This window comes from Streptosporangium sp. NPDC050284, assembly GCF_044459525.1.
GTDB lineage: Bacteria > Actinomycetota > Actinomycetes > Streptosporangiales > Streptosporangiaceae > Streptosporangium.
Genome location: NZ_JBITIZ010000013.1, coordinates 99122 through 118858, shown reverse-complemented (window position 1 = coordinate 118858; position 19737 = coordinate 99122). Strand labels below are relative to the sequence as shown.

General features: G+C 71.3%; 18 protein-coding genes. 12 read left to right on the top strand and 6 right to left on the bottom strand.

The genetic code is table 11. From position 1 onward, the window contains the following. The first annotated feature begins 38 nt into the window (after positions 1–38). From ACIBH4_RS28005 to ACIBH4_RS27995, 3 genes are all read left to right on the top strand, one after another. On the top strand, positions 39–395 hold the full coding sequence (locus ACIBH4_RS28005; protein ID WP_362515546.1) for a metalloregulator ArsR/SmtB family transcription factor: 357 nt from the start codon (positions 39–41) through the stop codon (positions 393–395). A 96-nt stretch (positions 396–491) separates the two neighbouring features. Beyond that, the gene (locus ACIBH4_RS28000; RefSeq protein WP_362515544.1) at positions 492–1226 is read left to right on the top strand and encodes a helix-turn-helix domain-containing protein; all 735 of its coding nucleotides are present in this window, start codon (positions 492–494) and stop codon (positions 1224–1226) included. 48 nt (positions 1227–1274) lie between these two features. Further along, the gene (locus ACIBH4_RS27995; protein ID WP_362515541.1) at positions 1275–2036 is read left to right on the top strand and encodes an SRPBCC domain-containing protein; all 762 of its coding nucleotides are present in this window, start codon (positions 1275–1277) and stop codon (positions 2034–2036) included. Between the two features lie 40 nt (positions 2037–2076). Here the strand turns inward: ACIBH4_RS27995 and ACIBH4_RS27990 are convergent, their stop codons facing one another. Both ACIBH4_RS27990 and ACIBH4_RS27985 read right to left on the bottom strand, forming a co-directional pair. Beyond that, positions 2077–2658, bottom strand: coding sequence for a dihydrofolate reductase family protein (locus ACIBH4_RS27990; RefSeq protein WP_362515539.1), 582 nt, complete (start codon positions 2656–2658; stop codon positions 2077–2079). A gap of 142 nt (positions 2659–2800) precedes the next feature. Continuing rightward, positions 2801–4021, bottom strand: a complete 1221-nt coding sequence (locus ACIBH4_RS27985) for an MFS transporter (RefSeq protein ID WP_362515537.1) — start codon at positions 4019–4021, stop codon at positions 2801–2803. 46 nt (positions 4022–4067) lie between these two features. On the opposite strand from ACIBH4_RS27985, the gene ACIBH4_RS27980 reads away from it, so the two are divergent. Then, positions 4068–5522 (top strand): PLP-dependent aminotransferase family protein, encoded by a 1455-nt coding sequence (locus tag ACIBH4_RS27980; protein ID WP_362515535.1) that lies wholly within the window; start codon positions 4068–4070, stop codon positions 5520–5522. Positions 5523–5676: 154 nt separating this feature from the next. Here ACIBH4_RS27980 and ACIBH4_RS27975 read toward each other — a convergent pair whose 3' ends face one another. Next, entirely contained in the window at positions 5677–6534 is an 858-nt protein-coding gene (locus ACIBH4_RS27975) for an NmrA family NAD(P)-binding protein (protein WP_362765920.1), read from the bottom strand. A 115-nt stretch (positions 6535–6649) separates the two neighbouring features. On the opposite strand from ACIBH4_RS27975, the gene ACIBH4_RS27970 reads away from it, so the two are divergent. The 5 genes from ACIBH4_RS27970 to ACIBH4_RS27950 all read left to right on the top strand — a co-directional run bounded on the left by ACIBH4_RS27970 (position 6650) and on the right by ACIBH4_RS27950 (position 10987). After that, on the top strand, positions 6650–7066 hold the full coding sequence (locus ACIBH4_RS27970) for a helix-turn-helix domain-containing protein (protein WP_362515530.1): 417 nt from the start codon (positions 6650–6652) through the stop codon (positions 7064–7066). Positions 7067–7205: 139 nt separating this feature from the next. Next, a complete protein-coding gene (locus tag ACIBH4_RS27965) occupies positions 7206–7334 on the top strand; it encodes a hypothetical protein (RefSeq protein WP_362515528.1) in 129 nt (42 codons plus the stop codon). A 197-nt stretch (positions 7335–7531) separates the two neighbouring features. Next, on the top strand, positions 7532–8935 hold the full coding sequence (locus ACIBH4_RS27960) for a helix-turn-helix transcriptional regulator (protein ID WP_362515526.1): 1404 nt from the start codon (positions 7532–7534) through the stop codon (positions 8933–8935). Positions 8936–9038: 103 nt separating this feature from the next. Beyond that, on the top strand, positions 9039–10091 hold the full coding sequence (locus ACIBH4_RS27955) for a hypothetical protein (protein ID WP_362515524.1): 1053 nt from the start codon (positions 9039–9041) through the stop codon (positions 10089–10091). Between the two features lie 59 nt (positions 10092–10150). Beyond that, the gene (locus ACIBH4_RS27950; protein ID WP_362515522.1) at positions 10151–10987 is read left to right on the top strand and encodes a maleylpyruvate isomerase family mycothiol-dependent enzyme; all 837 of its coding nucleotides are present in this window, start codon (positions 10151–10153) and stop codon (positions 10985–10987) included. A 150-nt stretch (positions 10988–11137) separates the two neighbouring features. Here ACIBH4_RS27950 and ACIBH4_RS27945 read toward each other — a convergent pair whose 3' ends face one another. Next, on the bottom strand, positions 11138–11779 hold the full coding sequence (locus ACIBH4_RS27945) for a response regulator transcription factor (protein ID WP_350947273.1): 642 nt from the start codon (positions 11777–11779) through the stop codon (positions 11138–11140). A gap of 173 nt (positions 11780–11952) precedes the next feature. Here ACIBH4_RS27945 and ACIBH4_RS27940 point away from each other — a divergent pair, with 173 nt between their 5' ends. Further along, on the top strand, positions 11953–12972 hold the full coding sequence (locus tag ACIBH4_RS27940; protein ID WP_362515519.1) for an iron chelate uptake ABC transporter family permease subunit: 1020 nt from the start codon (positions 11953–11955) through the stop codon (positions 12970–12972). A 40-nt stretch (positions 12973–13012) separates the two neighbouring features. Here ACIBH4_RS27940 and ACIBH4_RS27935 read toward each other — a convergent pair whose 3' ends face one another. After that, complete coding sequence (locus ACIBH4_RS27935; RefSeq protein WP_362515886.1) at positions 13013–14209, bottom strand: transposase; 1197 nt, start codon at positions 14207–14209, stop codon at positions 13013–13015. A 110-nt stretch (positions 14210–14319) separates the two neighbouring features. Here ACIBH4_RS27935 and ACIBH4_RS27930 point away from each other — a divergent pair, with 110 nt between their 5' ends. Continuing rightward, positions 14320–15348, top strand: coding sequence for an iron chelate uptake ABC transporter family permease subunit (locus tag ACIBH4_RS27930; RefSeq protein ID WP_362515517.1), 1029 nt, complete (start codon positions 14320–14322; stop codon positions 15346–15348). 160 nt (positions 15349–15508) lie between these two features. Continuing rightward, complete coding sequence (locus ACIBH4_RS27925; RefSeq protein WP_362765917.1) at positions 15509–19159, top strand: amino acid adenylation domain-containing protein; 3651 nt, start codon at positions 15509–15511, stop codon at positions 19157–19159. A gap of 128 nt (positions 19160–19287) precedes the next feature. Here the strand turns inward: ACIBH4_RS27925 and ACIBH4_RS27920 are convergent, their stop codons facing one another. After that, positions 19288–19713: a hypothetical protein gene (locus ACIBH4_RS27920; RefSeq protein ID WP_362520889.1), complete on the bottom strand. Its 426-nt coding sequence runs from the start codon at positions 19711–19713 to the stop codon at positions 19288–19290. Between the last annotated feature and the right edge of the window lie 24 nt (positions 19714–19737).

The following is a 19737-nucleotide window of genomic DNA, read 5'->3' as shown; positions in this document are numbered from 1 at the left end:
TTTGCGGCCGATGCGCTTTTCCCGGAGTATATGTAGTCATGTATGCACGCGACAATGAGTCAGGTGACAAGCCGTCGCAGGAGCAACCCACCGGCGCCCAGGTGGAGACCGCCGTCGAGGCGTTCCGGATGCTCAGTGACGCCACCAGACTGCGCCTGATGTGGCTGCTGTCGTCGGGGGAGTACGACGTCGGCTCGCTCGCGGAGGCGATCGGGGTCGCGCGCCCCTCGGTCTCCCAGCACCTGGCGAAACTCCGCCTCGCCGGACTGGTGCGCACCCGCAGGGACGGCCGCCGCGTGCTCTATCGGGCCCGCGACGCCCATGTCCGCGCGCTCATCGGTGAGGCTCTTTTCCACGCCGATCACGAGGTCTCCGGCACCCCGCGCCACGACTGACGCGCACCTGACGCCGATGTGATCGCGACTCCTCGTGGTCGCGTCCGATTGATCCGCCAATTGACAGATTAATTTGTCTAATGGTTCCATGGGGGCGTGACGCCGACCGAGATGACACTCATGGACGAGCCCGACCGTCTGCGCGTGGCGCTCACCCCGATCCGCCGGCGGCTTCTCGTCCGCCTGCGCGAGCCCGCCTCCGCGGTCCAGCTCGCGACCGAGCTGGAGCTGCCGCGCCAGCGGGTCGGATACCACCTCAGGGTGCTGGAGGAGGCCGGGCTGATCGAGTTGGTGGAAGAGCGCCCACGGCGCGGTTTCGTCGAGCGCGTCATGAGGGTCACCGCGAACGCCTTCCTCGTCGATCCCGGCGTGCTCACCTCACCGAACGAAGCCGATGAAGCCGGTAAGGCGGACGGAGCCGACGGCGGTGAAGGGGGTGACGACGGGGCCGCCGGGGTGGCCGAGGGGTTTTGCCGTGTCGCCGACCAGTACGCCGCCGAGCATCTCGTCGAGGTGGCCGCCGACACCGTGCGCGACGTCACCCGCATGGCCGCCGCCGCCGACCGGAAGGGCGTCCGGCTGCTGACGTTCACCCTTGAGGCACGGGTGCGCTTCGCCGAGCCCGGCGACGTGCACGACTTCACCGACGCGCTCGCCGACGCTCTCTCACAGGTGGCGGCACGCTTCGACACTCCCGGAGGGCGGCCCTACCGTCTCGTCGCCGGCGGACATCCGGCGCCCGGCCCGCGGGAAACCGGCGGGCATGACACCTCGGGCACGCCGGAAAGAGACGGGCACTCGGTCTCCGAGGCGCCGGAAACCGGCAGCTGACATCCCTCCCAGGCCCACGGCCCGGGGTTCCCACGTTGGAGGCATCCCATGACAGACGAGCCGTTCTCCCTTGAGGTCACCATCGCCGCACCCGTCGACGACGTGTGGAACGCGCTGCGCGACCCCAAGCTGATCCGACGCTGGCACGGCTGGCACTTCGAGGGTCTCGACGAGGAGATCGAGGTCATCTACCACCAGAACGTCGTGGAGTCGGCCGCCGAGCGCCGCATGGAGGTCCAGGGCGGCGACCTGTTCGAACTGGCCGACCTCGGCGGCCGTACGCACCTGCGGGTGACCCGCGCTCCGCGAGGTGGCGACCCCGAATGGGACGACTACTACGACGACATCAGTGAGGGCTGGATCACCTTCGTCCACCAGCTCGCGTTCGCCCTGGAACGGCACCCGGACGCCGACCGGCGCACGGTCTTCCTCTCCGGTGCGGCGGCCACACCGGTGCTGGAGGCCACCGGCCTCGCGGAGGTGGCCGGGCTGCCTCCGGCGAGCCCGTACGAGTTGCGGGGCCCCACCGGGGAGACGTTGCGCGGTCAGGTCCGGTTCCGCTCGGCCAACCAGCTCGGTCTCACCGTCGACGGCTGGGGCGACGGCCTGCTCGTCGCCGCGCAGAACCCGCCCTCGCCCGCCAACCCGGGCGGCGCCGCCATGATGGTGCTCACCACATACGGCCTCGACGACGGCGCGTTCGCCGACCTCGAATCCCGCTGGAACGCGTGGTGGGGACGGAACTTCCCCGAGATGCCCGCGAACGACCAGGACGCCCCCGCCGACGCGAAGCGGGAACCGGACGCGTAACGGAGTCCTGCCGGGCGGGAGGTTCCAGCGGCGCCTCCCCCTAACTCAGCACGCGGAACCGCAGATGCGTGACGCGTGCCGACCCGGCCATAAAGGTCCTCTCCAGTTCGACGCGGTCACCGGCCAGGCGGTCGAAGAGCCGGACGCCCGTCCCGAGCAGCACCGGTGCGAGCTGGAGCCGGATCTCGTCCACGAGTCCGGCTCGCACAAGCTGTTCGGCGATGTCCGCCCCGCCCATCACGAGGACGTTCTTCTCCTTCGCCGCCTCCCCCGCCTGCCGGATCGCGCTCTCGAGGCCGTCGGAGACGAAGGTGAAGGTCCCGCTCGTCATGGGCAGTTCCTCCCGCTCCTCGTGGGTGAGCACGAAGGACGGCGCGGGGAACGGTGTGTCCTTCCACAGGCCCACGCCCACGTCGAAGGTCCGCCTGCCCAGCACCACCGCACCCGTCGAGGCGGACAGGTCCCGTTGCACCCCGGCGTCCACCTCCCGGTCGGCATCGTCGTTGAACAGCCATTCGTGGAGCCGCTCGCCACCCTTACCCATGGGGTGCTCGACGCTGACGTCGGGGCCGGCGACGAAGCCGTCGATCGACATCGTGATGTTCAGCAGAACCGTGCCCACGAGATTTCCTCCTGTCGCCGGAACCCGTGTCGCCGGGCCCCCGTTGTCAAGCCTTGACCGTCAGGACTCGGGCGTTGAAACCCTCGTCGATGGGTGTGCGTCTCCCGCGGCGGGTGGGAGGTCATCGCCCTCCTGACGCGGGTCATGCCGCCGTGTCTCGCGTTTTCCTCACCGGGGTGTACCTCGTCCGGTCGTACAGGGCGGGAGCGAGCGCGGTGAGCAGCACGGCGGCGGTGAGGGCGAATCCCGCCGGGTAGCCCACCGGTCCGACCAAAAGCCCGAACCCGACCGCGCCGACGCCGAGCCCGGCGTCGTAGGCGAGGTTCCAGGCCGCGCTCACCTGGCCGAAGGCGGATTCGGGGGCACGCTCGAACATCAGCGCCAGGGTCGCGTTCTGGGCCGCGCCGTACCCTGCTCCGAAGAGCCCCATGCCGACGATCATCGCGAGGGGGTTGTCCACCCAGAAGAGTCCGGCTGTGCCGAGAGCGGCGGCCAGGACGGCGGGGGCCAGCAGGCGAGCGGAACCGTGGCGGTCGCCGTACCGGCCCGCTGCCCAGCGCGCGAGCGGCGTGGCACAGGACTGCACGAGCAGGGCCACCGCGACCAGATCGCGTGCCCCCTCCGGCGCGGCCAGCGGGAGGAAGGTGAGCAGGACGCCGGCGGCCGGTGTCACCAGGGCGAAGACGAGTGCGGGCCTGGCGATCCCGCCGTCGCGGAGGACGACAGGCCCGCGCCCAGTTCGGCCGTTGCCCTTCTCGTGCCGCTCGGTCCGCGCTCGCCGGGAGGGCAGGCCGGGGACGGCGGCCAGCGCGAGCAGTGACAGTGCCGCCCCGGCGGCGAAGACGGGTCCGTAGCCGACGTGCTCGCTCAGCCAGAGTCCCAGCGGCAGGCAGGCGATGGAGGGGACCCCGACGGCCACCCCGTACAGTCCCAGTCCCTCGCCGCGCCGATCGGCGGGAACCAGTTCGGCGATCAGGGCCGCACCGGCCACCACCACGAGCCCGAGCCCGGCACCCCGTGCCAGGCAGATCCCCAGTACCGAGGGCATCGACGCCGACGCGGGCAACAGGAGAGCGGGTGCTCCGAGCAGGAACAGGCCCAGTCCCATGACCGCCCGGTAGCCGTGCGCACGCAGCAGTGCGGGCACCGCGAACTCCGTCAGCACGGTCCCCAGCATCATGGCGCCGGTCGACAGGCCCGCCCCCACGCCGCCCGCGCCGGATGTGGCCGCGTACAGGGGGACGACGGGCGCCAGCAGGTAGAAGCCGCCGAGGGCACCGAGCGAGGCGGTCAGCAACAGGACCAGCGGGCGGTTCAGGATGCCGGCGCGAGTCTTCGCGGAGGTGCCCTTCTGGTGATCCATGGGCCGACCCTAGAGCGGAACCGGCTCGGCGGTAAGGTCCGGTTTCATGTCGATCGAGTGGACCGGTTCGGGACCCGAACTCCTGTTGCGTGTCGACAGGGACCGGCCGGAACCGCTGCGTGTGCAGCTCGAACACGCGCTGCGCGAGAGCATCCGCGCCGGTCGGCTGGCAGCCGGGGAGCGACTCCCCTCCTCACGTGTCCTGGCCCGGGACCTCGGCGTCTCCCGAGGCCTGGTGACCGAGTGCTACGCGCAACTACAGGCCGAGGGCTACCTCGTCACGCGTGGCGGCTCGGCCACCCGCGTGGCTGCCGCGGCCCGCCCGCCGGTGGCCGAGCCGCAGCCCGTGCCCGCTGTGCCGTCCTTTCTCACCCCGTCGCCGGAGTCCACCGTGTTCACCGGGCCCGTTCGGATCGACTTCCGGCCAGGGGTGCCCGACCTGTCGAGCTTTCCCCGCGAGCGGTGGAGCCGCGCCCTGCGGCGCGCCTGCCGCGATGCGCCCGGTGACCTGCTCGGTTACGGCGATCCTTACGGTGACCCTGTGCTGCGCGATGTGCTCGCCGCCTACCTGCGGCGGGTCCGCGCGGCGGCCGCGGACCCGTCGCACACCGTCGTGTGCGCGGGGTACGCGCAGGGACTGCGACTCGTTCTGCGGGTGTTGGCGGGGGAGGGGGTGCGCGTCGTGGCGGTCGAGGATCCCGGTGACCCCGACTGCCGCGCCGTCGCCGCGACGCTGGGCTTCGACCTCGTCGCGGTGCCTGTCGACGAGCGCGGTATCGACGTCGGCGCGCTCGCGACCTCCGGCGCGCGTGCCGTGCTCCTCACCCCCGCCCACCAGTCGCCCACCGGTGTCGTACTGGCTCCCGACCGGAGACAGGCACTGATCGCCTGGGCCGTCGCCCGTGACGCGACGATCGTCGAGGACGACTACGACGCCGAGTTCCGCTACGACCGCGAACCGGTCGGTGCCCTGCAGGGCCTCGCCCCCGACCGGGTGGCGCTCATCGGTTCGGTGAGCAAGTCGCTCGCCCCGGCTCTGCGTCTCGGATGGATCCTCTGCCCGCCTCGTCTGTCCGCCGACGTCGCGCATCAGAAGCGGCTCGCCGACCGTGGCTCGCCGGTCTTCGACCAGATCGCGCTCGCCGACCTGTTGAGGTCAGGTCAGTACGACCGCCACCTGCGTCACATGCGGCCACGTTACGCCGCCCGGCGCGCGGCCCTCGTCGAGGCGCTGGGACGGCACGCGCCCGAGGTCGAGCTGCGCGGGCTGGCCGCCGGGTTCCACGCGGTCGCCCAACTGCCGCCGGGCACGGACGAGCGTGTCGTGGTCGAGGCCGCCCGCCGCCGGTCCATCGGGTTGTACGGGATGAGCGGCTATCTCCTCGGTCCCCAGGAAGGGCGGCCGTCACCCGCGCGGCTCGTCCTCGGATTCGGCAATCTGACCTCGGACGCCGTCTCCGACGGCATCGCCATCGTCGCGGACCTGCTGCGGGGCTGTTGAGCCGCGGAAAGCCCTGTTGGCGCGAGAGTGCCGCTGCCGTTTTCTCGCGGGGTTCACACCCACGTCAGAACGGCTTCTTCCTGGGGGTCCACACCCGCGTTGGAGCGACGGGGCCTTCACGCCCGATTCGGGACGGCGGCCTCGTCGTGAGGACTCACGCCTCCTTGAGGATGGCGGCCACCGACTCGCGCAGCGGTGTGGTGGGGCGGCCGATGAGGGCGCTGAGCTCGCCCGGGGTGGGGGAGAGGGCTCCGCGGACGATGTCGAGGTCGATGTCGGCGTACATGGTCGCCGCCGGCTCGGGCAGGCCCGCGTCGATCAGCGCCTGGCGGTAGTCGGCGTGCGGCAGGTCCTGGTAGACGACCGGCCTGCCGGTGGCCGCCGACACCTCGGCGGCCAGCTCGGGCAGGCTCCAGGCGGTGTCGCCGGAGAGTTCGTAGATCTTGTCGCCGTCTTCCTCGCGGGTGAGCACGGCGACGGCCGCGGCCGCGAAGTCGGCCCGGGCCGCGCTGGCGACGCGGCCCTCAGCGGCGGCGCCGAAGATCACACCGTGCTCGACGCCCTGAAGGACGGACGCCGCGTAGACCTCGGTGTAGAAGCCGTTGCGCAGGAAGGTGAACGGGATCCCGGAGGCGCGGATGTGTTCCTCGGTGCCTCGGTGGTCGGCGGCCAGCGCGAGGGGCGTGGTGTCGGCGTGCAGCACGCTGGTGTAGACGATGCGGGCGACCTCGGCCGCTCTGGCGGCGTCCACCACGGCGCGGTGTTGTCCGAGGCGTCGTCCGACGGCGTCGCCGGAGATGAGCAGGACCGTGTCGCCGGGGGCGAAGACTCCCTTGAGCGTCTCCGGCCGCTCGTAGTCGGTCTCCTTGATCTTGACGCCGCGCGCGGTCAGGTCGGCCGCCTTGCCGGGATTCCTCACGGCGGCCACAACATGATCGGCGGGCACGCTCTCCAGCAGTCCGTCCACCACCAGGCGGCCGAGCCGGCCGGTGGCACCGGTGACAACGATCATTTCACTTCTCCTCGCTCGAAGGGTTCGCCGCCAGGTTAGTACTAACTAATAGATAGCGCCAACTAAAAGTTAGTACTCTCTTTGGGGTGGTGTGGCGAGAAAGTAGGGTGGAAGGATGGACGACCGGGTCGCGACCCCGCAGGACGAGTTCAGTCAGCTCACCTTCGACGTCTTCATGCGCGGATGCGTCTCGCGCGAGACGATGGAGCACATCACCGGCCGCTGGGGCATCCTGGTCATGGTCGCGCTCCACGAGGGGACCTATCGCTTCAATGCCCTGCGCCGCCGGGTCGACGGAGTGAGCGAGAAGATGCTCGCCCAGACCCTGCAGGCCCTGGAGCGCGACGGCCTGGTCCACCGCGAGGCCGAGCCGACCATCCCCCCGAAAGTCGAGTACAGCCTCACGCCGCTCGGTGCCCAGGCGGCCGCGCGCCTGCTCGACCTCATCGAATGGCTGGAGGGTGAGATGCCCGCGGTGATGGAGGCTCGTGCACGTCACGACCGGACCAGAGACGATCACCGGACGACGTAGGCGGGCCACCCGTCGCGTCGGTCCGGCGGCCGGGCGACCCTCATCGCGGAACGAGGCTGCGAGGAGAGCGGGGCCGGATCGGTGCGCGGCCGGAAAAGCGGATCAAGAAATGTCGCCGGGGGCCGATAGCGTGTCCGGCATGAGCGACAAGATCATTGATTCCCCCACCGACCGCGTCTCCGCGCCCCTTCGCGCCTACGTCGAGTCGAACGGCGTCGCGGCGGTCGTCGCTGGAGCGCGCGGTGCGCGGTCTCGACCGGGCGGGTAACGAACCGAGCCGGCAGCAGGGGCGAGCGGGCGTGCCGCGCGCTCCGGTGACACTCGCCGTGAAACCCGGATAAAACGGTCAGCCGCTACGGCTCCGCTAGCCAGGAAGAGCAGTACGATCTACTGTAATTGACAGTAAACCGTGCGTAAGGAGTGGGACGTGGATCTTATCGTGCCGCCGACGGAACGGCTCTGGTGATGGCCGGTCAAGCAACCATCGGTGACCGCATCCGCGGATTGCGGTTGAGCAGGCACATGTCCCAGGCGCAGTTGGCCGGGCCAGACCTGTCTGACAGTTATGTTTCGCTCATCGAGTCCGGAAAACGAACCCCCACACCGGTCGTCACGCGCCTGCTCGCCGACCGGCTCGGCTGCGGCATGGAGTTCCTCCTCCACGGGATCGAGCCGCACCAGCGCGTCGACACCGGGCTCGCCCTGCGTCAGGCCGAGCTCGAACTGTGTCACGGGGACCCGGCCGCCGCGGCCGAGCTCTTCGCCGACACGGCCAAGGCGGCGAGTGACGACAGCGCCGTGCTCGCGGCGCAGGCGCGTTTCGGTCATGCTCGCGCGCTGGAGGCCCAGGGGGACACGGCGCGGGCGGTCGAGGCCTACGAGCGGCTTCGCCACGAGGCCGTGACGCATCCCGAGCGTCTCGCCGTCCTTCCCGTCGCCGTGGCGCTCTGCCGCTGCTACCACCGTGCCGGTGACACGATGCGTGCCCGGGATCTCGGGCTGGAGGCCCTGGTCCAGGCCGAGCGGCTCGGGATCGACCGGGGTGAGCTCGCCCTCGACCTCGCCGCGGTGCTCGCCGAGACCGAGATCGACCTCGCGTACGTCGAGCGCGTGCTGGTGATCTCCCCGCTGCCCGACGCCGTTGACCGCGACTCGGAGGTTCTCAGCCTGTGGCGGGCCAGCACGGCCGCGGCGGAGGAGGAGGACTCGTCGCTCGCCGCGCGGCTCGCGGCGGAGGCCGTCGCCGCGGGCCGGCCCGCGCGGATGGCCATCCGCCACGTCCAGAGCGCGATGCGCTGGGCATGGATCGCCACCGTGCGTCCTGAGGACGCCGACCTCGACCGGGCAGGTGAGTTCGCCGCCTCGGCGGTCGAGATTCTCTCGCGGCTGTCGGCCGGGACGATCGAGCACGCCCGTGGCCTGGTCGTTCTCTCCCGCGTACGGCTGCGCTCCGGTGACGTGGAGGTCGCCACCGGTCTGGCCGAGCAGGCTCTCGGCCTGCTCGCCGACATGCGGGGGACGGTGCCGGCGATGGCACACGTGGTTTTGGCCGAACTGGCTCTGGCACGCTCCAAAAACGGAGGCGCGGCACTGGTGAAGGCGCAGGAGCTGCTCACCGATCCGGACGCCTCCGCGGCTCCCGTCGTCGACCGGGAGTCGGCCAGGCTCTGGCGTGAGATCGGTGACCTCTGGGGCCGGACCGGGGCGGCCGAAGAGCAGATGAACGCCTATCGCAGGGCGCTCGAAACGGTGGGGGTCGGTCCACGCACGGAAACGCCGTCCAGTTCGAAGTGGCGTGAGGTGGTGATCCCGGCGAGTCCGGCGATCCCCGCGCACCTCGGGGTGTCGCACGAGTCGAGAGCCGGGTGAGATCTTCGCCCTGACGCATTGACGCCGTGCCCCTCCGGCCTTTTGGAGTGGGCACGCGTCGATGAAGCCGGTGGATTTCACCCGGTTACCGTACGTCGATCCCATGACGAAACGGGACGTCCGGCCAGGAACCCCGTACATCAGCGAGGAGAATCTCCCGGACCCCTTCGAGGGACAGGACTTCCTGCTCGGGCCGGGAGTGCACCTGCACTGGTCGCTTCCGGACGCGCTGACCCGGCTCGTCCAGGAGGGCGGGAAGACGCGGGTGCCCGTCGTGCCGAACCGGTGGCTGGTGACGCGCCGCAGGGAAGGGGTATTGGAACGTTCCCGGTTGGTCGAGAGCGACTACCTGGCCGCACCGGACGACGCGAACGCGGCCGGGATCGCGTTCCCCGTGACCGACGGCGGAGTTCCGTTCCGCAGGCTCGGCCGGGCCGTGCCCCTTGGGAGGTGGCGGCCCGGCCTGTCGGGAGACAGGCTGCCGCAGGTGACGGCGATCGGGTGCGGCGATCCCACCTTCGCGGCCTTCTACCCGGGCTGCCACAGCGTGTTCGGTTTCCACGACACCGACTTCACCGGCTCCCGCCCGCCGAGCGGCACCCGGTACGAGGTCGCGGGCTGGTTCTCGGCCGCCGCGCAGGACACCCTCGCCGACCTGACCACCGGAGCCGGATGGCGGGCCGCGCCGGCGGACGGGTTCGGCTGGGGTGTCCCCGACGGCAACGCCCGCCCGGCGTCCACGGTGTGCTACGCGTCGCTGATCTTCAGACCGGACGTAAGGGCCGCCACGTCCCTGTCCAGCGACCCGGCCTTCCCCTGGACGAAGCTACCGGCGTTCACCCGGGCCGCCGACCAGGGGCTGGACCTGGCGGCCGGGGCGCGGACCCGCTCGGCCCAAGACCCTGCGCGCCGCCGACGGCTCGCCGAGCCCGTCGATCCCCTCCCAGACGCTCGGCACGTCGAGAACGGTGCCCGTTACGGCCCTGGCGAACGCGATGGCGGAGACCCTGAGGGTGTCTCCCTCCACCTTCGACTCGGCCGCCTTCGCCCGCCAGATGATCGAAACCGCGGAACGGGTCACGTTCCTCCGCATCCCCTGAGGCCGTTCACGGCGCGGCAGCCGATATCCGGCACGCGCCCCCCTGCGGTGTCGTGAAGCCCTCGGCACGAAAACCTGTGGCCAGGTGTCGTGCCGAGGCGGTTTACTGTCACGGCATGATGATCTTCGGTCCCGTGATCGACACCCGGCCTCTGTTCTCACGCGAACGTCGCGCGCTGCTCGACCTGCTCGGATCACTGGATCCGCAGGATTGGGAGCGGCCGACGGTCTGTCCGGGGTGGAACGTTCATGATGTCGTCGGACACGTACTCAACGACTACCTGCGTCGGCTCTCGGGCGGTCGGGACGGGTACCATGGTGCCGTTTTCGCCGACGATGAGACGTTGCCCGCCTACCTGGCACGTGTCAACGAGGAGTTCGTCCGGGCGTTTCGTCAATGCAGCCCGCAGGTGATGATCGAGCTGCTGGCCCACCTGGGCCCCGAGCTCGACGCCCTGTGGTCGGTCCGCGACTTGGACGCCCCCGCCGATCTGGACGTGTCCTGGGCCGCCACCGATCTGACCAGTCCCGCCTGGCTCGACATCGCCCGCGAATACACGGAGTTCTGGGTCCACCAGCAGCAGATACGCGATGCCGTCTCCCGCCCGGGCGCCGACGACCCGGATCTGCTGGGCCCCGTCATCGACACGTTCCTGCGTGCGCTGCCCCATACCCTGCGGGCCGAGACCCGCCCCGAGGGCACGGTCATCCGATTCGACGTCACCGGCCCGGCAGGCGGTGTCTGGTTTGTCGCACGACAGGCCGGTCGATGGCACATGGCTCCTGGCGACACGGTGGACGAACCCGTCGCGCATGTCACGATGGATCAGGATGTGCTCTGGCGTCTCGCCAGCCGTGGAATCACCGTTGAGGAGGCGCGACGACGCTCGGACACGCGCGGCGACCTCGGCCTCACCTCGGCCGCCACCACTCTCCTCGCGGTCGTCCGGTAACCCACACGGCGGGTCCTTCGTCACCGAGACACCGGAACGGGGTGGCACCCGGCCAGGGTGGAGCGTCCCGCGCGACCGGAGTGGTGGCGACGACCGAAGCGGTGGCGATCCGCCCGATGCCGGTGACCCCGGCGTCGGGCGGAGGTCCTGTCAATCCTGCCGGCGGGACTTCAGCCGCGCGGACAGGGCCGCCGCCTGGGTGCGGCGCTCCATGCTGAGCTTGGACAGCATGTTGGAGACGTAGTTCTTGACGGTCTTCTCGGCCAGGTGCATCCGCTCGCCGATCTGCCGGTTGGTCAGGCCCTCGCCGATGAGTTCCAGGATGTGCCGCTCCTGGTCCGTCAGCGCCTCCAGGGGATCCTTGCGGGCGGCCTGCTCGCGCAGCCGCGCCAGCATGGCCGAGGTCGTCTGCGGGTCGAGCAGCGACTGGCCGCCGGCCACCGTACGCACGGCGCCCACCAGGTCCGAGCCGTGGATCTGCTTGAGCACGTAGCCGGACGCGCCCGCCATCACCGCGTTGAACAGGGCGTCGTCGTCGGCGAAGGAGGTGAGCATCAGGCAGGCCAGATCCGGGACCCTGGAGCGGACCTCCCGGCACACGTCCACCCCGTTGCCGTCGGGCAGGCGTACGTCCAGGACGGCGACGTCGGGCCGCAGCGCCGGAATACGGGCCACCGCCGACTCGGCGGTCCCCGCCTCGCCGATCACCTCGATGTCGCCCTCGGACTCCAGCAGCGCGGCCACGCCCCGCCGTACCACTTCGTGATCGTCGACCAGGAACACGCGAATCATGCCTCGGATGGTAGTCCTCCCACGACCTCGCCTGTAGGGACCTAGGTCCTTAGCGGGTCCTCAGCGGGTCCTTGGCGCCGCCGCCGTACGACCTCGCGGGTCACGGGCCGGGCTCCCCGGGGAGCGAGATCTTTCCCTCGCCACCCGGGTTAGGTTAGGCTAACTTTAATCGCGTGCCTCCTCCCGTAAAGAGCGCGTACCTCGCCAAACGGCTCGCCGGTCTGTGCCTGCTGGGCGGCCTGCTGCTGCTCGCCGTACTGGCCGGAATCGTGATCGGCGCCAAGCACATCCCGCTCGACCAGGCGATGGCCGGGGTGTTCTCCCCGGACGGCTCGGAGAACGCGCTGATCATCCAGGAGTTGCGGCTGCCGCGCACACTGCTGGGGGTCGCCGTGGGGGCGGCGCTCGGACTGGCGGGCGCGCTCATGCAGGCACTGACCCGCAACCCGCTGGCCGAGCCGGGACTGCTCGGCGTCAACGGCGGCGCGGCGGTGGCGGTCGTGACGGTGATCGGTCTCTTCCAGGTGGACGACGTCCTCGTCTACGTGTGGGCGGCGTTCCTCGGAGCCGCCGGAGCCGCACTGCTCGTCTACCTGATCGGGTCGCGCGGCCGTTCCGGCGCCACACCCGCGCGGCTCGTCCTCGCGGGCGCCGGGATCAACGCGGTGTTCAGCTCACTGACGGCGGGGATGATGCTGATCAGCCCGCGCAGTTTCAACGGCTTCCGCTTCTGGCAGGTGGGCTCGCTGTCCGGACGCGACCTCGCCCTCTTCGTGCGGATCGGCCCGTTCCTGCTGGCGGGAACGGTGCTGGCGCTTCTCCTGGCGCGCCCGCTCAACGCCCTCGCCCTGGGGGAGGACACGGGGCGCGCACTGGGTGCCAGACCAGGCAGGACCCGTGCGCTGGGGGCGCTCGCGATCGTGGTGCTGTGCGGCGCCGCCACGGCGGCGGTGGGCCCGATCGCGTTCGTCGGGCTGGCGGTGCCCTTCATGGTCAGGGCGCTGGTCGGCCCCGACCAGCGCTGGGTACTGCCGTACTCGCTGCTGCTGGCGCCGGTGCTGATGCTCGCCGCCGACGTCATCGGGCGCGTGGTCGCGGCGCCCGGCGAGCTGGAGACGGGCCTCGTCACCGCGTTCCTCGGCGCTCCCCTCCTGGCACTGATGGTCCGTCGCGGAAGGGTTCCCCAGCTTTGACGTCCTCCGCCCGCCTGAAAGCGGGGGATTCCAACGCCGCTTACCCCATGGGGAGGAGGTCGCGTTGAGGTTCACGGTTCGCCGGCTCCGGCAATCCGGAGCCTCCCCGTGCAGCCACCGCATGCCCTGCGGCAGTGTCGCGAACGTTTTTGGCCGCGTTCACGTCGGCGTTGGCCCGGTGCCCGCAGGCGACGCACAGGAAGAGAGCTTGGCTCTCGCGGCTCTCCCTGGCGAGGTGCTTGCAGGTGTCGCAGGTCCGCGACGTGTAACGGGGGTCGATCTTCTGGACGCGTCCCGGGGCTTTCTGCTCCAGCCGGGCCACGAGCTGACCCCAACCTGCGGCGAGGACGCCCCGGTTCAGGCCCGCTTTTTGGCGGACGTTCCTCCCGGGCGCTTCGAGGGTGCCCTTAGCCGACCGCGTCATGTTGATGATCTTCAGGTCCTCGACCGCGATGACGTCGAAACGGCGCGCGAGATCAGTGGAGGTCTTCTCGACCCAGTCTTTGCGGCGGTCGGCCTCACGGGCTTTCAGCTCCGCGATGGCGGCCTTGACCTTGCCGCGCCGGTTCGATCCCCGCTGAGCGCGGGCGAGCTTCCTCTGAAGTTTGAGCAGCCGCTTCTTCTCGGTGTCGCGCAAGGTGGGCGCGTTCAGCAATTCGCCCGTGGACAGCGCCGCCGACACGACCACGCCCCGATCCACGCCAACGACCTCACCCGAACCGGGTGCGGGGACCGGCTCAGGAATCGCGGCGAACGCCACATGCCAACGACCCGCCCGATCACGGGTGACGCGGTAGGACTTCACACCTTCGGGGACGGGACGCGACCAGCGCAACCGCACCCACCCCACCTTGGGGATCCTCACTTCGCCGACATTACGCGACAGGCGGCGCACGTCACCGGGTTTGACCGCGACGATACGGAACCCCTCACCCTGCCCGCGTTTACGCCACGTCGGACGGCGGTGGGTTTTGCCGAAGAAGTTCGCCATCGCCTGGTGGAAGTCCTTGAGGGCTTGCTGCTGGACGATGATCGACCCGCCGCGCAGCCACTCGAACTCGGCGCGCGCTTCGGTGAGCTGTCGGCACTGCTCAGCGAATCCCGGCGCGGACGTACGGCCCGGCTTCCGGTGGGCGTGCTGCTCAACCGCGAGGTTCCACACGAACCGGGCGTGCCCGCAGTGCTCGGCCAACGCCTGCCCTTGGGCAGGCGTTGGCCGAAGCCGGAAGCGGGACACGTCGATCAACCTACCGAAGCCCACCGACAAAACCCGGAGACCCTCATGCGCGACCGTTCCGCGTTTTCTCCCCGCCCTGAAGGACGGGGCATCCACGCTGTAGGTGTTCGGTGAGCACGAGTCGTGTCCTGCGCGTCGGGGCGATGTCCCTGCGGTGGGAGCCGCGCGTCGTCGCGGTGTGCGTCGCGCTGGCGGCCCTCGCGCTGGGGACGGCGGTGGCGGTGGTCGGCAGCGGTGACTTCCCCGTCTCCGCCGCCGAGGTGGTGGGGGCGCTGACCGGTCGGGGGGAGCGGGCCACGGAGTTCATCGTGCTCACGTTGCGCCTGCCCAGGGCGCTCACCGCCCTGCTCGCCGGCGCGGCGCTCGGCCTGAGCGGGGCCGTCTTCCAGAGCATCACGCGCAACCCGCTGGGCAGCCCCGACATCATCGGGTTCACCACGGGGTCGGCGACCGGCGCGCTGCTGCAGATTCTGGTCATCGGCGGCGGCGCTTTCGCCGTCGCGGCCGGCTCCGTCCTCGGCGCGGTGCTGACCGCGCTCGCCGTCTACCTGGTCGCCTACCGGGGCGGGGTGCACGGCTACCGGCTGATCCTGGTCGGGGTCGCCGCGGCCGCGATGCTCGAGGCGTTCAACGCCTATCTCGTCACCCGCGCCGAGTTGCGTGAGGCGTACGAGGCGGCGTTCTGGCTCACCGGCAGCCTGAACGGCAGGGGCTGGCTGCACGCGTGGCCACTCGCCCTGGCGATGGCCGTGCTCGTGCCGGCCGTGCTGGCCTTCGGGGGCCGGCTGCGCATGGGCGAGCTCGGAGACGACGCGGCCCAGGCGCTCGGCGTGCCGGTCCAGCGGACGCGGGCCGCGCTTGTAGTGATCGGGGTGGGGCTGGTGGCGGTGGCGACCGCGGCGGTGGGGCCGGTCCCGTTCGTCGCGCTCGCCGCGCCGCAGCTGGCGCGCGGGCTCACCCGCAAGCCCGGTACGCAGCTCGTACCGGCCGCGCTGATGGGCGCGACGCTGCTCGTACTCAGCGACCTGGTGACGTTGCACCTGCCGGTCGCGGTGCCGGTCGGCGTGGTCACCGGGGTGCTCGGCGGCGTCTATCTGGTCTGGCTGCTCTCGACCGAGGGAGTGAGAGGACGGGCGTGAGCGGCCGGGTGTTTCGAGGTGACGGCGTGCTGAGGAGTCCTTCCGGCTGTGGCGCTCAGAGAGGCCGCGCGCCCTGGATCACGCGAGTCGTCATAAGACGTACGTTGACGGTCGAATGCCTCTAAATTAGGTTAGCCTTACCTGACTTAAGGGGAGCTTCGTGCTGACCAGGGAAGAACTGCACCGTTCGCTGACAGACCTGCTCGGAGAGGGGGTGGAGGCGCACGACAATCTCATCGAGCTGGGCATGGACTCGATCCAGCTGATGGGACTGACCGGCCGCCTGCGCCGCCTCGGCGTCGAGGTCGGCTTCGCCGAACTCGCGCGGCGGCCCACCCTGGCCGAGTGGTGGGAACTGCTCGCCGAGCGCGGCGCCATCGCGCCGCACCCGCTTCCGTCCCCGAACTCCGCTTCCGAGTCTGTTTCCGGGTCTGTTTCCGAGACCAAGGCCGGTTCTGCTTCGGATTCCGGACCCGAGTCAGGCTCTGGCTCCGGGCTCGGCCCCGGTGTCGCCCTCGACGGCGTTCCCACCCTCGCCGCGGAGCGGGGGGACGTCGAACCGGACGGGCCGTTCCCTCTCGCGCTCATGCAGCACGCCTACTGGATCGGCCGGGACTCGGGCCAGTCGCTCGGCTCCGTCGCCGCGCACCTCTATGTGGAACTCGACGGCCGCGAGATCGACCCCGCCCGATTGGAGGCGGCCGTCGTGGCACTCGTCGAGCGGCATCCGATGCTGAGGGTCGCGATCTCCGACGAGGGAACCCAGCGCATCCTGCCGGAGCGGCCGGGACCCGCCGTCACGGTGCACGACCTGCGCACCGTGCCGGATCCCGCCGAAAAGCTGGAACGGCTGCGCGCCGAGATGTCCACCCAGCGCCTCCCCATCGAGGCGGGCCGGGTCTTCGACGTGCGACTGAGCCTGCTGCCTTCCGGCGCGACGCGGCTGCATCTGGACGTCGACATGGTCGCCGCCGACGCGATGAGCTACCGCACGCTGCTGGCCGACCTCGCGGCGCTGTACGAGGGCGAGAACCTGCCGCCGATCGCGTACAGCTATGCGCGCTATCTCGCCGCCGACCCGCGCGCCGAGGCCCGCGCCCGCGACCGGCGCTGGTGGGGTGAGCGGCTCGGCGAGCTGTCCGGGCCACCCGAGCTGCCGGTCGTGCCGCAACCGGGCGACCGCGTCGTCCGCAAGCACCACTGGCTGCCTCCCGAGGACAGGCAGCGGCTCATCGCCCGCGCCCACCGCGAGGGTGTCACCCCTGCGATGGCGCTCGCCGCCGTCTTCGCCGAGGTGATGGGCGCCTGGTCGGCGACCCCGCGCTTCCTGCTGAACCTGCCGCTGTTCCACCGCGAGCCGATCCACCCCGACGTGGACGCCGTGGTCGGCGACTTCACCGGTTCCATCCTGCTTGAGGCCGACCTGTCGAGGGAGTCGCCGTTCACCGAGCGCGCCCGCGAGTTGCAGGCGCTGATGCACACGGCCGGTGAGCACAGCGACTACTCCGGCCTGGAGGTACTGCGGGATCTGTCGAGGTCGCGGGGCGAGCAGGTGCTCGCCCCGATCGTCTACACCAGCGCGCTCAACCTCGGCGAGCTGTTCGGCGACCGGGCGCGGCGCAGCTTCGGAGAGCCGGAATGGATCATCTCCCAGGGGCCGCAGGTGCTCCTGGACGCCCAGGTCACCGAGGTCTCCGGCGGACTGCTGCTGAACTGGGACGTACGCGACCCCGCCTTCCCCGAAGGCGTCGCCGACGCGATGTTCGCCGCCTACACGGGGGCGATCACCCGCCTGGGCGCGCCGGACGCCGACTGGAGCGAGCCGCTGCGGATCGGCGCCTCGCCGGACCGGCTGCGCCTGCGGCACGAGCTCAACGGCCAGCCACCGCCGCCCGCGCGGACGCTGCACGAGGAGTTCTTCGCGCGGGCGCGCCGCACCCCCGGCCTCCCCGCGCTGCACTGGGGCACAGACGGGACCGGCGACATCGGTGACGATGGCGGCACGCTCACGTACGGCGAGCTGGCCGACCGTGCCCTGCGCGTCGCCGCCCATCTCGTGGAGCGGGGGGTGCGGCCCGGTGACCGGGTCTCGGTCGAGCTGCCCAAGGGGCCGGACCAGGCCGTGGCGGTGCTCGGCGTGCTGGCGGCCGGGGGCGCATACGTGCCCGTCGGAACGGGGCAGCCCGCCGTCCGGCGGGAGAGGATCCTCAGGACGGCCGGGGTCGCGGTCTCGCTCACCTCGGCCGTGACGCACCCCGCGCCGCTGGACGGGCCGGTGCCCGTCCCTCCCGACCAGGTCGGCTACGTGCTGTTCACGTCCGGCTCCACCGGGGAGCCCAAGGGCGTCGAGGTCTCGCACCGGGCCGCGATGAACACGATCGGCGATCTGGTCGAGCGGTTCTCGATCGGCGAGGCGGACGTGTCGCTCGCCGTGTCGGCCCTCGACTTCGACCTGTCGGTGTTCGACCTGTTCGCTCTCTGGTCGTCCGGCGGCGCCGTGGCGATCCCGCTGGAGGACGACCGCCGCGACGCCACCCGCTGGGCCGAACTGGTCGAGCGGTGGTCGGTGACCGTGCTGAACTGCGTGCCGTCGGTGCTGGAGATGCTGCTGCGCACCGGCCCCGCGCCCAGCCTGCGGCTGGTCCTGCTCGGCGGCGACCGGGTCGGCACGCACCTGCCCGCGCTGCTGCGGGAGCGCTCACCGGGGGCACGGTTCGTCGCGCTCGGCGGTACGACGGAGACCGCCATCCACTCGACCGTGATCGAGGTCGACGGCGAGGTGCCCGCGGACTGGACGACGGTCCCGTACGGCGTGCCGTTGCGCGGGGTGGCCTGCCGGGTCGTCGACGAGGCCGGGCGCGACCGCCCCGACTGGGCGCAGGGCGAGCTGTGGATCGGCGGCGCGGGTGTGGCGGACGGCTACAGCGGCGACGCCGAGCGCACCGCCGACCGTTTCGTCGTCCACGAGGGCATCCGCTGGTACCGGACCGGGGACATGGCCCGTTACCGGCCCGACGGCACGCTGGAGTTCCTGGGACGGCGCGACCACCAGGTGAAGGTGCGCGGGTTCCGGATCGAACTCGGCGAGGTCGAGACCGCGCTGGAGAGCAACCTCCGGGTGCGCCGAGCCGTCGCGCTCCTCGCCGACTCGCGCCTGGCCGCCGCGGTCGTGCTCGCCGGGGAGGCGGGACGGGAGGCGGAGCCGCGGAGGACGGGGCAGGAGAAGGCCAGGACGGAGGAGGCGGGGCAGGAAGGGGCGGGCCTGGAGAAGACCGGGCAGGGAGAGGCGGGGCCCGAGGAGAGCGTGACACGGGAACTGCTCGCCCATGTGCGGGAACTGTTGCCCCCGCACATGGTTCCCGACCTCCTGGTGCCCCTGAAGGCGCTCCCGCTCACCGCGAACAACAAGGTGGACCGCAAGGCGCTCGCCGCCCTCGTCGCAGCGGCGGCGGGGGAGACGGGCACGCCTTACGCAGCGCCGGGCACGGCGCTGGAACGGGTGCTCGCCCGGGTCGTCGGCGAGGTGCTCGGCGTGCCGAGGGTCGGCGCGCACGACGACATCTTCGCGCTCGGCGGCGACTCGGTGCTGGCCACCACGGTCATCGCGCGGCTGCGCGAGGCGCTCGACGCCTCCTCGCTCCCCTTGCGCGCGCTGTTCACCGAGCGGACCGTGTCGCGCGTCGCCCGCCGGTTCGCCGAGGTGGAGGAGGTCCCCGGCAGGCTGGAGGCGGTCGCCGAGATCTGGCTCATGGTCGAGGACATGTCAGAGGACGAGCTCACCGAGCGCCTGGGCGCGGAGGAGCCCGGCTGACGGTCCGCGACCGCCCCCGGCGGGACGTGACCGCCGGGGGCGGTCGCGGACCGTCAGCCGGTCGCCCGGGACCGCGCCTCCGGTACGAGATCCCCTCCGCTCACGAGCGGAGGGAATGGTCGTCGCGGTCAGCGGACGGGGGAGAGCTTCAGCACCGCCTTGCCCCGGGAGAGCGAGACCACCCGTACGCCGATGCCGTTGACCGACCCCGTCGAACGGAGGCCGAGCACCGCCTGCGAGGTGACACCGGGGCCGGTGGCCCGCACCCGCACGAAATCCCGGCCGAAGGAGACGGACAGCCGGGTGACGCCGAATCGAGGGCTGACCCGGAACCGTACGGTCTTCGAGATGGTGAGCTTGCACCTTCCGTCGTAACACGCTCGGAGGTTCGGACCGGTGGCCTTCCCCCGCGCGACGGCGTCCGTCCCCAGGGCGGCCGAAACCGGTGCGAGGGCGGCCGTTGGTGTTTCCGCCGGTGTCAGGCCTGACTGCGCCGGTGCCGTGCCGCCGGTCAGGGCGACGAGCAGCAGGAGGGCGGCGGTCGTCTGAGCCATGGTCTTCCTCTCGTCGTTCCTGCG

Coding starts and splice junctions, on each gene's coding strand:
- ACIBH4_RS27965 (WP_362515528.1), top strand. CDS start 7,206: ATGAGCGACAAGATCATTGATTCCCCCACCGACCGCGTCTCCGCGCCC.
- ACIBH4_RS27970 (WP_362515530.1), top strand. CDS start 6,650: ATGGACGACCGGGTCGCGACCCCGCAGGACGAGTTCAGTCAGCTCACC.
- ACIBH4_RS27975 (WP_362765920.1), bottom strand. CDS start 6,534: ATGATCGTTGTCACCGGTGCCACCGGCCGGCTCGGCCGCCTGGTGGTG.
- ACIBH4_RS27955 (WP_362515524.1), top strand. CDS start 9,039: ATGACGAAACGGGACGTCCGGCCAGGAACCCCGTACATCAGCGAGGAG.
- ACIBH4_RS27960 (WP_362515526.1), top strand. CDS start 7,532: ATGGCCGGTCAAGCAACCATCGGTGACCGCATCCGCGGATTGCGGTTG.
- ACIBH4_RS27980 (WP_362515535.1), top strand. CDS start 4,068: ATGTCGATCGAGTGGACCGGTTCGGGACCCGAACTCCTGTTGCGTGTC.
- ACIBH4_RS27985 (WP_362515537.1), bottom strand. CDS start 4,021: ATGGATCACCAGAAGGGCACCTCCGCGAAGACTCGCGCCGGCATCCTG.
- ACIBH4_RS28005 (WP_362515546.1), top strand. CDS start 39: ATGTATGCACGCGACAATGAGTCAGGTGACAAGCCGTCGCAGGAGCAA.
- ACIBH4_RS27995 (WP_362515541.1), top strand. CDS start 1,275: ATGACAGACGAGCCGTTCTCCCTTGAGGTCACCATCGCCGCACCCGTC.
- ACIBH4_RS27950 (WP_362515522.1), top strand. CDS start 10,151: ATGATGATCTTCGGTCCCGTGATCGACACCCGGCCTCTGTTCTCACGC.
- ACIBH4_RS27920 (WP_362520889.1), bottom strand. CDS start 19,713: ATGGCTCAGACGACCGCCGCCCTCCTGCTGCTCGTCGCCCTGACCGGC.
- ACIBH4_RS27945 (WP_350947273.1), bottom strand. CDS start 11,779: ATGATTCGCGTGTTCCTGGTCGACGATCACGAAGTGGTACGGCGGGGC.